The organism is Caldicellulosiruptoraceae bacterium PP1, from assembly GCA_041320695.1.
Lineage (GTDB): Bacteria > Bacillota > Thermoanaerobacteria > Caldicellulosiruptorales > Caldicellulosiruptoraceae > JBGGOQ01.
Map to the genome: position 1 here is coordinate 136,297 of JBGGOQ010000001.1, position 13,199 is coordinate 149,495.

Consider the following 13,199-nt stretch of genomic DNA (forward strand, 5'->3'; position numbering starts at 1 on the left):
CCATGAATATGAACGAATTTTTGAATATAATTAAAGAAAATTTAGGTAAAATAGCTGGTGCAATTGTTGGATTGATTGTAGGTATTTTCTTTTTAACAATTGGCTTTATTAAAACTATTTTTTTATTATTATGTGTTTTTATTGGTATATTTATAGGAGGCAGATATTATAATAAGAAAAAGCTTATTGATTTTTTAGACAAGCATCTGCCATGGTAAAGGAGGATTTAATTTAAATAAAGATGAATATTAAAAGAAGAAATACAAGAGAATTATCAATGAAAATTCTATATGCATATAGATATGATAACAATAAAGATATAAAGAGCTTTATTGATATCTTTTTATCACAAAATTCTGATATTAATAAGGAATTTGACAAAGAATATTTAGAAAGGATTGCAACAGGTGTTATACAAAATCAAAATTCAATTGATAGTCTAATTGAAAAGTATTCTAAGGATTGGGAAATAAACAGAATACCTAAGGTTGAATTAGAACTTTTAAGAATTGCCATATTTGAACTATTATATGTAGCTGAAGTTCCTGTATCTGTTGCAATAGATGAAGCTGTGGACTTAGCAAATATATTTGGCGGTGAGAATGCTCCAAAGTTTGTAAATGGAATTCTTGGTTCTATTGCTGATAATGAAATAAATAGGTGATATATATGAATTTTTCTTTTTTTGAAGATACACAAGACATTTGGACTGTCAATCAACTAACTACATATATAAAAGACAAAATTGATAGGGATTATTTACTCAAAGATATTATAATAAGAGGGGAAATAGTTAAACCAACAATATCAGGGAAACACTTATATTTTGATTTGAAGGATACATCCGGAGAATCAAAAATTAAGTGTGTTTTTTTTGGATATTTATATACTGAAAACAAACTTATTTTACCTTCAAATGGATTTAAGGCTTTATTATATTGTGATGTCATGTATTATGATAAAGATAATGTAGTTGAATTGAGAGTTAAAAAAATTCAAGAAGAGGGGTTTGGAGAATTATACCTTAAATTAAAAGAGTTAAGGGAAAAGCTTGAAAAAGAAGGACTTTTTGATGATAGATTTAAAAAACCCCTTCCATCATATCCGAAAAGTATTGGTATTGTTACCTCAAAATATGGTGCTGCCGTACTTGACATAATTAATTCCATAAAAAATAGATTTAGCAATATTCATATATACATCTATAACTGTCAGGTTCAAGGTCAGAATGCACCAAAAGAGATTTGTGAAGGAATAAATTACTTCGACAATTTCAAAAAAGTTGATATTATTATTGTTGGTCGTGGGGGAGGGTCCTTCGAAGATCTTATGGCTTTTAACGATGAGCAAGTTATAAGAACTATTTTTGCAGCCAAAACACCTATAATATCTGCTGTTGGTCATGATAGAGATTATGTTTTATCTGATTACGTAGCTGATGTAAGGGCTATTACTCCAACTAACGCTGGAGAAATTGTGGTAAAAAAATTAGTAAATCTACAGAGTGATATTGAAAACCTTACAAATCAAATTAAATTCAAGTTTAACAATATGTTTCAGCATAAAAAGAAAGATTTACTACTTTTGGAAAGATTGTTAGAACAAAATAGTCCGCAAAATTCAATTTATAGAAAAATGCAATATGTTGATACGCTTACCGTACGTCTCAATGCTTTGTCAAAGAGAATGTTTTTAAGTAAAAAGGAAAGACTTAACCAGCTTGAGAAGAAACTAAATATGCATTCTCCTGTTGCAAAATTTAATGTTTATAAAAATAATTACTTTTATTTAAATAATCAATTACCTAAAAGTATGAAGAATATATTGAACAATAAGACAGAAAAAATACAAAATATTATTGATAAGCTTATTATTTTAAATCCATTGAATATATTAAGAAGAGGTTATACTGTTACTAAAAAAGATGACAAAATTGTTACAGATATTGAGAAAATTAATATAAATGATATAATAACAGTTATGTACTATAATGGTAATGCTACAACAAAGATAATAGATATAAAAAAGGAGCATTAGCAGAGATGGATAATCATAATGAGAATAATTTGTCTTTTGAAGATGCATTAAAAAAATTAGAAGAGATTGTTCAAAAGCTTGAAGATGGCAATCTTTCTTTAGAAGAGTCAATAAATATTTATGAAGAAGGCATGAAGCTTTCTCAAAAATGTAACAATATCTTAAAATCCATTGAGCATAAACTTGTACTAATTGAAAAGATAAACCAAGAGTTCACAGAAACAGATATAACTAACAATTTAGTTGGAGGACTTGGACAAGAAAATGACTAACGAATTACAAGCATATATAAAAGAAAGAAAAATACAAATTGATAAGCATTTAGATTTACTTCTTATTCCGAAATATCCACAAAAAATTTATGAATCAATAAGATACAGTATTTTTGCTGGAGGGAAGAGATTAAGACCAATTTTAATGTTTTTGAGCTTTGAACTATTTTCATCAAACATAGAAAAAATAATTGATTTTGCTGTATCAATTGAACTTATTCATACTTATTCACTAATACATGATGATCTACCTTCCATGGATAATGATAGTTACAGGAGAGGGATGCCTACCAACCACATTGTATTTGGTGAAGGATTAGCAGTTTTAGCTGGTGATGCACTATTAAACTTAGCTGCTGAGAATATACTTAAATCAATTGTAAAATTTGGTTATTCAAAAGAAATGATTGATGCTGCGTTATATATTTTTAATTGCTCAGGGATAGATGGAATGATTGGTGGTCAAGTTGTAGATATTCTAAACCAAGGTAAGCTTATTAATAAAGATGAACTTGAGCTTTTACATTTAAATAAAACCTCTAAATTAATACAGGCTTCTGTTGTTGCAGGATCATTGATTGGTGGAGCAGAAGAAAAAATTGTGAAAAAATTAGAAGAATATGCAAAGTATTTAGGTCTTGCATTCCAAATTCGTGACGATATACTTGATTATATAGGAGATGAAGAAAAGTTAGGGAAAAGTATAGGTAAAGATCAAAAAAATCAAAAAACTACTTATGTTTCAATGTATGGGCTTGAAGAATCACAAAAACTAGTTGACAAATATTCAAATATTTCAATAGATATAATTAAAACAATTGATAATAAAGGTTTACTTACTGAACTAACAAATTCACTTATTTATAGAGAACAGTAATCCATAATTTTATATTGACTTTGATTTATTATATCTTATAATTAGTATATAAACGACATTTATGCGAGTAGGTTGAACGGTTGCACAAAGCCTTTGCTTTGTGAGGAAAGTCCGAGCTCCATAGGGCAGGATGCCGGGTAATGCCCGGTGAAGGCGACTTCAAGGAAAGTGCAACAGAAAATAACCGCCACAAACAGTGGTAAGGGTGAAAAGGTGAGGTAAGAGCTCACCAGCGGTTAGGTAACTAACTGGCTGTGCAAACCCCATCCGGAGCAAGACCAAATAGGGGGACTATACAGTTGCCCGCTGTGTTCCCGGGTTGGTCGCTAAAAGTCTATGGTAACATAGACTTCAGAGAAATAACCGTTCTCGACAGAACTCGGCTTATAGACCTAGTCGCATTGATAATAACTATAAGAGGCTTTTTATGGCCTCTTTTTTTATATTAAATTTATGTTACAGCTATTGACAAAATATTAGATTCCATTTATCATGTATTATGTAAATGGAAGACATTATCATTATTTGAAGGGAGGTAGGGCAAAAATGATGAGATTAAATATAGCGTTATTTGCTAATAAATTAAATATTGATTTTAGGAACCCTACCTCAAGTAATGTTTTTTAATATTATTTGATAATAAATTTGATAAAGTAGGGTTGCATTTTGCAACCTTTTTGTTTTTTTAGACTATGAGGTAGTATTTAATAATATTTCATAGTCTTTTTTATTTTTGTTGGAGGGTTGTGATTTTATGCGAAGGTTAAAGAAATATATAAAAAATAACTGGATATTTTTTACATTAGCTTTATCTTCAACACTTTTTTCATTAATTCTTGATATGTTCAATCCTAAAATAGTTGAACAACTTATTGATAAGGTAATTGTAAAAAATAATATTGCTTTGCTTCCTAAACTTTTAATAATACTTGCTATAATAACAATTTCAAGGGCTATATTTGGATATTTTAGGGAATATTTCATGGATTTAGGAGGTTCAAAATTAGCGGCTGAACTAAGGCAAGATTTATTTACACATCTTCAAAAACTGTCATTTAGTTTTTTTGACAGTATAAATACTGGCGAGTTGATGTCAAGAATAAAAGAGGATATTGAAAATATTTGGTTTGCCTTTGGTTTTGGTATAATGCTTTTCTTTGAACAAAGTCTATATTTTATAATAGCAACCATAATATTACTTAATATTAACTGGGAGTTAACTTTTTTGGTTTTATTGATTATGCCCATCATTGGAATTATAGCATACAGACTTGAAGTTGAAACTGATAAGGTATATGGAGAAATTTCAGATCAAGGTGTTAAAATGAACACTACTGCACAAGAGGATATTGCAGGCATTAGGGTTGTAAAATCATTTGCAAGAGAAAAATATGAAATAGAGAAGTTTTTAACACAGAATCAAAAAAATTATCAACTAAACTTGAAACAAGCAAAGATACTTTCAAGATATTCTCCCTGGATTGATTTTTTGACTAATTTTGCAGTTGCTTTAACAATTACAACTGGCGGAATAATTGTAATAAAAGATAAAATGTCAATAGGAACATTGGTTGCTTTTAGTGGTTACGTATCTATGCTTGTTTGGCCAATGAGAATGAGTGGTTGGCTTATAAATATTTTATCTCAATGTAAGGCATCACTTGGTAAGATAGAAAAATTGTTTAATAAAATACCTGAAATTATTGATGATAAAGATGCAAAAGATTATGAAATAAAAGGTCATATTATATTTAAAAATGTTTCATTTAAATATAAAAATGAGTATATTCTCCATGACATTAATTTTGAAGTAAAACCAGGAAAGACCTTAGCAATTATGGGGCCAACTGGTTCTGGTAAAACAACTATAATTAATTTGATTGGAAGGTTTTATAATCCAACAATGGGAAAGATATTGATTGATAATAATGATATTACCAAAATAAAATTGACATCTTTAAGAAATTCAATATCATATATTCCTCAAGATGTATTTTTATTTTCAGATACTGTAGAAGAAAATATAAGATTTGGTGATAACTCAATATCTGAACAAGATATTATAAATTCATTGAAAATTTCACATGCATATAATTTTGTTATGAAACTTCCAGAGAAATTGAAAACAGTAATTGGTGAAAGAGGCATAGGTTTATCTGGAGGACAAAAGCAAAGGATCTCGATTGCAAGAGCATTAGCAAGAAAAAGCAAAATACTAATAATGGATGATGCTACTTCAGCACTTGATATGGAAACTGAATATAAGATACAAAAAGAGTTAAGAAAAATAGAAAATCTTACAAAAATCATAATAGCTCATAGAATTTCTGCTGTTAAAGATGCTGATGAAATTATTGTTCTTGACAAAGGAAAAATTATTGAAAGAGGAACACATGAAACACTACTTGCTAAAAAAGGATTTTATTATAATACCTATTTAGAGCAGTATGGTAAGTATTTTGAGGTTGACGAAGAGGTGATATAATGGCTGAAAATGTGGGAATAAAACAAGATGAAAAATTAGAAGAAAAGGTCAATATCGACATTATTAAAAGATTATTTAAATATGTATTACCTTTTAAAAAAGATGTTTTATTAATATTATTATTAATTGGAATTGTTATGGCTGTCGATTTAGTAAACCCATATTTTATGAAGTTAAGTATTGATAAATATATAAAAAATAAAGACCTTAATGGAATTATATTGATGGGTTGTCTTATTGTTTTTTTGAGCTTTTTATCAATGATTATTTCAAAGATAAGAATTGTATTAATGTCAAAAGTAACAAATAAAATAGTTTTAAATATAAGACAAGACTTATACTGCCATATACAAAAGCTTTCTTTTTCATTTTTTGATGAAAGACCAGTAGGAAAAATTCTTGCAAGAGTTATTGGAGATGTTAATTCTTTAAATAATCTTTTTAATAGCAGTATTACAAACCTTATTCCCGACAGTGTTACAGTAATATCTGTTGTAGTTATTATGCTTATGATGAACTATAAATTGGCACTTTTTTCATTATCAACACTACCTATTGTTGCTATCTCTCTTTTCGCAATTCAAACTATTTCAAGAAAGAGATGGCAGGATTATAGGAAAAAGAATTCTAATCTAAATGGATTTACTCATGAAAACTTTTCTGGAATTAAAGTTATTCAATACTTTACGGCAGAAAATTATACTTTTAAAAATTTTACTGATCTTTTGTATAAATTAAGAAACTCATTTATAAGAGCTGTTAGAATAAATGATATGTTTTGGCCTATGGTTGAGTTTTCTTGGGGATTTGGTTTGATTATAACATATTATTTTGGTATAAAAATGATTAAAAGTGGCGATATATCAGTTGGGCTTCTTGTTGCATTTACAACTTATATTTCAATGTTTTGGAGACCAATTATGAACCTGAGTAATTTCTATAATACCCTTATTACCAATATGGCTGGGGCTGAAAGAATATTTGAAATATTAGATATAAACCCTGATATTGTTGATGATAATAATTCAATTGATATTGATAATATTAAGGGTGAAGTAGAGTTTAGGAATGTATCATTTAGCTATGATGATAAAAAATTGGTTCTTGATAATGTAAGTTTTAAGGTTAAACCAGGTGAAAGAATAGCACTTGTTGGTCATACTGGAGCAGGCAAAACAACAATAATAAATCTATTATGTCGATTTTATGATGCAACTGAGGGAGAAGTTCTTATTGATGGTATAAATATTAAGAATATCAAACTTGAATCATTAAGAAAGCAAATTGGGGTTATGCTTCAAGACACATTTTTATTTTCGGGAACAGTAAAAGATAATATATTGTATGGAAATTTATCTGCTAATGAAGAAGATGTTATAAAATGTGCTAAAGCAGTATTTGCTCACGAATTTATAGAAAAACTTGAAAATGGTTACAATACAAATATCAATGAAAGAGGAACAAGGCTATCAACAGGGCAAAGGCAGCTTATATCATTAGCACGAACCTTAATAGCAGATCCCAAAATATTGATATTAGATGAAGCAACTGCAAGTATTGATACCTATACCGAAAGGTTATTGCAGAAAGGTATAGAGAAGCTCTTAACAGGAAGAACATCGTTTATAATAGCTCATAGATTGTCAACTATACAGAATGCAGATAAGATAATGGTTGTTGAAGATGGAAGAATTGTCGAAATGGGTAATCATAATGAACTAATGCAAAAACAAGGTGTATATTATAATATGTTTGTTTCACAATTTAAAGTATGGGATGAAGTTAATGCAAAATAAAAAGAGGCAAACGCCTCTTTTTATTTACTTAGTCTATTCCTAATTTCATTTCTAAGACTTTTTGCTCCGGGCTCATTTACTTTATTTTTTAAATACAACATTGAGAAAAATCTGAGAATTCCTGACAATAAAAATGCCATATGATAGTTAACAAAATGAAGGTTTACTTTTTCAAATAAGATAATGATATATGGGGCAATATGTTCAATAAAAAAGCCACCTAATATAACAGGAATAGCATTCCCAAAAACAGCATTAAATAAGTTAATACTTGCAACATACATTGATTTTTGGTTAGAATCAGAAAGCTTAAGAATCAAATTATTGTTTCCCATGTCCATTATTGGCCAAAGAATACCTGCTAAGATGCTTATTATAGCAATTAGATATTTATAATTATGTGCATTTGTAAAACACCACAATATAGGAACAAAACATAACAATGATGATGATAATAAAAGCATAGGTCTATTACCAATTCTATCAACAATCTTACCTACATATGGAATTGTAATAATTGTTGCCAAATTACTAATAATTTGTGTGTAAAAGATGATATTAAAATAGCTCATCTTCAGATCTTTAATCATATACATATTAAAATAAGGACCTGCTACATTCAAACCAAAATTCCAAAGGACAAAGAAAATCATAAAGTGTTTAAATGAGTTATTTTTAAGTGTAGCCTTAAACATATTTACAATGTCTAAATTTTCTTTTTGTTGTTTCATAGGTATATCATCGACAAAAATAAAAGCAAGAATATCAAATAAACCCATTATTGCAGCAAATATAAAAATTATCATAAATCCATATAAGTTATTATGAGTATCTAAAAATCTTCCAATTGCAAGGCCTGTAATCATACCAACGATAGTAAAAATAGTAGCACGCCTACCAAAAAATCTGCCTCTTATCTGTTCAGGTATTAAATCTCCCATCCATGACCAAAAAGCTACGTTAGTAAATGAACTTGAAATTGATGCAAAAGTCATTAAAAATATCAATAAAAATAATAATATATATGAACCTTTGTTAAATAATAAAGGCAAAAATGCAATGAATATCCATGGTATTCTATGGAATATACCACTTATTAAAAATATTTTTTTTCGTTTTCTATTTTTCTCTAAGAAATAAGATGCAAAAACCTGCATTACTCCACCTAATACAGGTAGAGCTAACATTAAACCATATAAAAAATCACCAAAACCGACATTTTTAGCAAGCCCTGCTATAGGAGATCCTTGTGTAACATTAAAGAATACAACACCAAAGCTAATACCTAATATTACAAAATTAAGGCTACGTAGAAGATTTTTATCTTTAGTTAAGTCACTATTTAGCTTCAATTGAAACCACAACCTTTGCTATGTAGAATAAAATTACATAGATAATTATACCTTAAAAAAAGATATAAAAAAACTGTAGGAAAATAAAATCCTACAGTTTTGGGTTAACAAAATATTTTTTAAAATTTGCACAATTATTGTTCAAGTTGTTTACCAAAGAAAGATGTGGCTGCTTGAACTAGTTTATATTCTGGATCTCCCATTCGTGCATTTGATTCTGTTGAGCACATAATAACTGCACCTATAACATTGCCTTCTGATAAAATAGGGCTTATTATTTGTGCTGTATATCTTGTTGCGTCATCAGATACTATTGGAACAGTTCTTAATTCATTTTCTGATTTTACAAATAATACAGAGTTTTCGTCCATAATTCTTTCCAATTCGGTGCTTAATGATTTATCAAAGTAATCTTTTTTTGATGCACCAGAAACAGCAATAACACCATCCCTGTCAGTAATTATTATAATATGTCCGCTTACTTGATGAAGAGTTTCTGCATATTCTTTAGCAAAAGCTCCCATTTCACCTATCGGTGAAAACTTTTTAAGAACAACTTCGCCTTCTTTATCAGTATATATTTCAAGTGGGTCGCCCTCTCTAATCTTCAGTGTTCTTCTAATTTCTTTTGGAATAACCACCCTACCTAAATCATCAATTCGTCTTACAATACCTGTTGCCTTCATATTTTCATCTCCTCATATATTTTTCTAATACTTATTTTTCTTATTTATGAATTAATTTATTCTATTTCGTCATTTTTTTTGATCAAATTTTCTAAATGTATTTTTCTAAACTCTTGATGTCTTTTTATTTTATCAATAGTTTTTTGATTTAGCTTATCTTTATTGTGTGAAAGATAACCTTCAGTATAGAGATAATTTTTTACCAGATTTCTAACTTCATCTTCTCTATCATATTCATTTAGTAAAGCTTTTTGAAGACTTGAGATTTGATCCTCACGTCTTTTTTGCTTATCAATTGCTTGCTTTATCTTATCGTCATTCATAATGCTGCCAAATTCTTCTAAATGTCTTTCTGTTCTTGTCCATTTTTGGATTATATTTTGAAGATGTTTTATTCTTCTTTTGTTTTGTTCTAATCTTTTGACCAAAACATAAATCACTCCTATTCAAAATTAGTTTATAAAATTTAAGCAAGATATTCATATATTATTTTTGTCAAATAAATTGGTTTTAATTCTTAAAAAAGATAAAAAAAAAGAATCCACCAATTGGGTGAATTCTCATTGCTTTATTCAAAGTCAACTACTTGTTGCAACTTATCTGATAATGCACAAGCTTCCATTAATTTCATAACTCGTAGTACCTGAGAGTTTTTGACTATCAATTCTGATTTACCTTCTATTGTATCAACTACATTTTTATAAAATTCAGATAAATCTGATTTTTGTATTGGTAGTGGTTCTTCAACAATACTGTTTTCATTTCTTGGAGCCATTGTTTTTGTGAGCCCTGAAGCAGCTCTTATTGGGATAGCATCTTTATCTTCCCAATTTTTAACTCTTACCACTTTACCATTTAAGCTCCAATCATATATAACAGCCGAACCATTAACGCCTAATATATACCATCTAGGTAAATTTACAAAATTACTTGTTCCAACTTCTAATAATGCAGTTTTACCACTTTCGAATGTAAGAATTACTTTAAAACCATCATCAACTTCTTCATTTGTAACATGTGTAAACTTACAAAAAACCTTTTTTATTTTTTCATCAATCATCACAAGCATTTGATCAAGGATATGTACACCCCAATCGAGAAGCATTCCTCCACCATGTTCTCTTTTTTGTCTCCAGTCACCTGGAATTCCCCTTGAACCATGAACTCTTGATTCAATTGTATATATTTCACCTAATAGATTTTTGTCATATATCTCTTTAATAGTAAGAAAATCTTCATCCCAACGCCTATTTTGATGAACTACAAAAACCTTACCAGTTTCTTTTTGGACTTTAATTACCTCTTCCAATTCAACGCTATTCATCATTGCTGGTTTTTCACAAACAACGTTTTTCCCAGCCTTTAATGCTTTAATAGAAATCTCTTTGTGAACATCATTTGGTGTTGCAACAACAACTATATCTACACGTGAATCATTTAAAACATCATCTAATGTTTCAAAAACATGTATTCCTCTTTTTTGAGCATATTCTTTTCTGCTTTCCTTGATGTCGTTAATACCTACTAAAGTTAAATTATCAAACGTTTGAACATAATCAGCATGCCAACCACCCATTCCGCCAAAGCCAACAACTGCAACTCCAAATTTTCTAGATAACAACTTAATCAGTCCTTTCATAAGTTAAATATTATTGATATCAAAGAAGCTAATATATATTTCTAAAAATATTAAAAATAGTAAAATTATCATATTTAGCTATTCGCAATTATGGTCAATTATTATTTTATTAGTTAGTCAATACTTTTTATATTCTATAAATAGGTTTTTTATTATGTTTTTGTGGTATTTTAAGATGTATATTTATTTTAAATTGAATAATGTATATTTATTTAATATAATATTATAAATTCAACTTGAATTTAGAACATAAATAGGTGGTGGCATAATGAAAAAAATCCTTATGGGTAATGAAGCTGTTGCATTATCACTTTACTTAAATGGTGTAAATGTTGTAACAGGCTATCCCGGAACACCTTCGACAGAGGTTATAGAAACTTTGAAAAATTTCAAAGATGATGATTTTTATGTTGAATGGTCAACAAATGAAAAAGTTGCATTAGAAGTTGCGGCAGGTGCAAGTATTAGTGGTGCAAGAACAGTAGTTACAATGAAGCAGGTTGGTTTAAACGTTGCCGCAGATCCACTTCTTTCATTAAGTATGATAGGAGTGGAGGGTGGAATGATTATTTATGTGGCAGATGACCCAGGACCTCATTCATCTCAAACTGAACAAGATACCCGAAACTTTGCACGATTTTGCAATTTACCCATATTTGACCCATCAAGTCCTAAAGAGGCATTTGAGCTTATTGGTACTGCCTTTGAAATTTCTGAGAAGTATAAAATTCCTGTAATTTTTAGAATGACTACAAGAGTTTGCCATTCAAATGAAGATATTGAATTTGAATTTGAACGCAAAAAAAGGAATGTAACTGGTTTCTCAAAAGATCCAAAATGGGTTATACTACCGAGCCTTTCATATAAAAAACATATAGAATTGGAAGAAAAACTTCAGTCTATGTCTTATGAATTAGGAATTTATAATAAGGTACATAATAAAGGTAAAATTGGTATTATTACTTCGGGTGTTTCATACTACTATGTACTTGAAGCTATAAAGGATTTTGATGATTTATTTTCAGTTATGAAGGTAACAATTTCTCATCCAATTGATAAGAATTTAATAATTAAATTTGCAAAAGATAAAGAATCAATAATATTTTTTGAAGAGCTTGATCCTGTAATTGAAGAAGAATGCAAGATAATTCTCTTTGAAAATAACATTTCAATAAAAACTTTTGGAAAAAGAAGTGGACATGTAAAATATGCAGGTGAATTCAATACAGATTATATAAAAGAAGTTTTGAATAGCATAATAGAATGTCAAATAAACAAAGATATTAATGATGAAATTAATAAAAACTCATTATTTTTAAGAACACCAGAGCTATGTGCTGGGTGTCCACATAGAAATTCATTTTTGGCAATAAACGAAGCAAGTAAAGGAACAAAAGTAATCTTTACTGGAGATATAGGTTGCTATACACTTGGAGCAGCAAAACCAATAAGTACAACAGATACTTGTCTTTGTATGGGTGCAAGTATTACCATGGGACAAGGAATAAAAATAGTTGAAAAAGATGCCAAGGTTTTTACTTTTATTGGAGATTCAACATTTTTTCACAGTGGAATGACTGGCATTGCAAATGCAATATATAATAATCATAATTTAGTTCTATGTATTCTTGATAATCTAACAACTGGAATGACAGGATTTCAACCACATCCTGGTACAGGTAAGAAAGTTGATGGAACATTAGCTCCAAATATTGAAATAGAAAAAGTTTTAACAGGATTGGGTATTCAAAAAATCCTCATATTAGATCCTTATGAAAATCTTGAGATATTAATTAAAAAGATAAAGGAATTTACTTCAGATGATGACATTTGTGCAATTATTTTTAGACGTGAGTGTATTAACATTACAAAAAAGGTGAGAAGCTATAAAATAAACTTAGATAAATGTATTAAATGTAGAATATGTTTATATAAAACTGGATGTCCAGCTATTTTTGAAGAGGATAATAAAATAAAAATTGATACTAATATTTGCTTTGGATGCAATCTTTGTAGCTTTTATTGCAAGCATAATGCTATTGAGGAGGCCTAACT

At 28.8% G+C, this 13,199-nt stretch carries 12 protein-coding genes and 1 other RNA gene; 9 read left to right on the forward strand and 4 right to left on the reverse strand.

Going from position 1 to position 13,199, the window contains the following annotated elements; translation table 11 throughout:
* Positions 1–2: 2 nt before the first annotated feature.
* The 8 genes from ACAG39_00730 (at position 3) to ACAG39_00765 (ending at position 7,467) form a co-directional block, all read left to right on the forward strand.
* Positions 3–218: a DUF2273 domain-containing protein gene (locus ACAG39_00730; GenBank protein ID MEZ0535752.1), complete on the forward strand. Its 216-nt coding sequence runs from the start codon at positions 3–5 to the stop codon at positions 216–218.
* A 23-nt stretch (positions 219–241) separates the two neighbouring features.
* Positions 242–664, forward strand: coding sequence for a transcription antitermination factor NusB (gene nusB, locus ACAG39_00735; GenBank protein MEZ0535753.1), 423 nt, complete (start codon positions 242–244; stop codon positions 662–664).
* A 5-nt stretch (positions 665–669) separates the two neighbouring features.
* Positions 670–2,037, forward strand: coding sequence for an exodeoxyribonuclease VII large subunit (gene xseA, locus ACAG39_00740; protein MEZ0535754.1), 1,368 nt, complete (start codon positions 670–672; stop codon positions 2,035–2,037).
* Between the two features lie 5 nt (positions 2,038–2,042).
* Entirely contained in the window at positions 2,043–2,309 is a 267-nt protein-coding gene (xseB, locus tag ACAG39_00745; protein ID MEZ0535755.1) for an exodeoxyribonuclease VII small subunit, read from the forward strand.
* The gene (locus ACAG39_00750; GenBank protein ID MEZ0535756.1) at positions 2,302–3,186 is read left to right on the forward strand and encodes a polyprenyl synthetase family protein; all 885 of its coding nucleotides are present in this window, start codon (positions 2,302–2,304) and stop codon (positions 3,184–3,186) included. Before xseB ends, ACAG39_00750 begins: the two co-directional genes overlap by 8 nt.
* A 64-nt stretch (positions 3,187–3,250) precedes the next feature.
* Positions 3,251–3,589: RNase P RNA component class A (gene rnpB / locus ACAG39_00755), an RNA gene on the forward strand.
* 351 nt (positions 3,590–3,940) lie between these two features.
* Positions 3,941–5,671, forward strand: coding sequence for an ABC transporter ATP-binding protein (locus tag ACAG39_00760; protein MEZ0535757.1), 1,731 nt, complete (start codon positions 3,941–3,943; stop codon positions 5,669–5,671).
* On the forward strand, positions 5,671–7,467 hold the full coding sequence (locus ACAG39_00765; protein MEZ0535758.1) for an ABC transporter ATP-binding protein: 1,797 nt from the start codon (positions 5,671–5,673) through the stop codon (positions 7,465–7,467). The genes ACAG39_00760 and ACAG39_00765 overlap by 1 nt, the downstream gene beginning before the upstream one ends.
* Positions 7,468–7,487: 20 nt before the next feature.
* Here ACAG39_00765 and ACAG39_00770 read toward each other — a convergent pair whose 3' ends face one another.
* The 4 genes from ACAG39_00770 to ACAG39_00785 all read right to left on the reverse strand — a co-directional run bounded on the left by ACAG39_00770 (position 7,488) and on the right by ACAG39_00785 (position 11,126).
* Positions 7,488–8,819 carry an MFS transporter gene (locus tag ACAG39_00770; GenBank protein ID MEZ0535759.1) on the reverse strand — a complete coding sequence of 444 codons (1,332 nt, stop codon included), beginning with the start codon at positions 8,817–8,819 and terminating at the stop codon, positions 7,488–7,490.
* Between the two features lie 134 nt (positions 8,820–8,953).
* Positions 8,954–9,505 (reverse strand): stage V sporulation protein T, encoded by a 552-nt coding sequence (gene spoVT / locus ACAG39_00775; GenBank protein ID MEZ0535760.1) that lies wholly within the window; start codon positions 9,503–9,505, stop codon positions 8,954–8,956.
* Positions 9,506–9,561: 56 nt separating this feature from the next.
* Positions 9,562–9,933 carry a hypothetical protein gene (locus ACAG39_00780; GenBank protein ID MEZ0535761.1) on the reverse strand — a complete coding sequence of 124 codons (372 nt, stop codon included), beginning with the start codon at positions 9,931–9,933 and terminating at the stop codon, positions 9,562–9,564.
* Between the two features lie 140 nt (positions 9,934–10,073).
* The gene (locus tag ACAG39_00785) at positions 10,074–11,126 is read right to left on the reverse strand and encodes a Gfo/Idh/MocA family protein (protein MEZ0535762.1); all 1,053 of its coding nucleotides are present in this window, start codon (positions 11,124–11,126) and stop codon (positions 10,074–10,076) included.
* A gap of 286 nt (positions 11,127–11,412) precedes the next feature.
* Here ACAG39_00785 and iorA point away from each other — a divergent pair, with 286 nt between their 5' ends.
* Entirely contained in the window at positions 11,413–13,197 is a 1,785-nt protein-coding gene (gene iorA, locus ACAG39_00790) for an indolepyruvate ferredoxin oxidoreductase subunit alpha (protein ID MEZ0535763.1), read from the forward strand.
* The last annotated feature ends 2 nt before the right edge of the window (positions 13,198–13,199 follow it).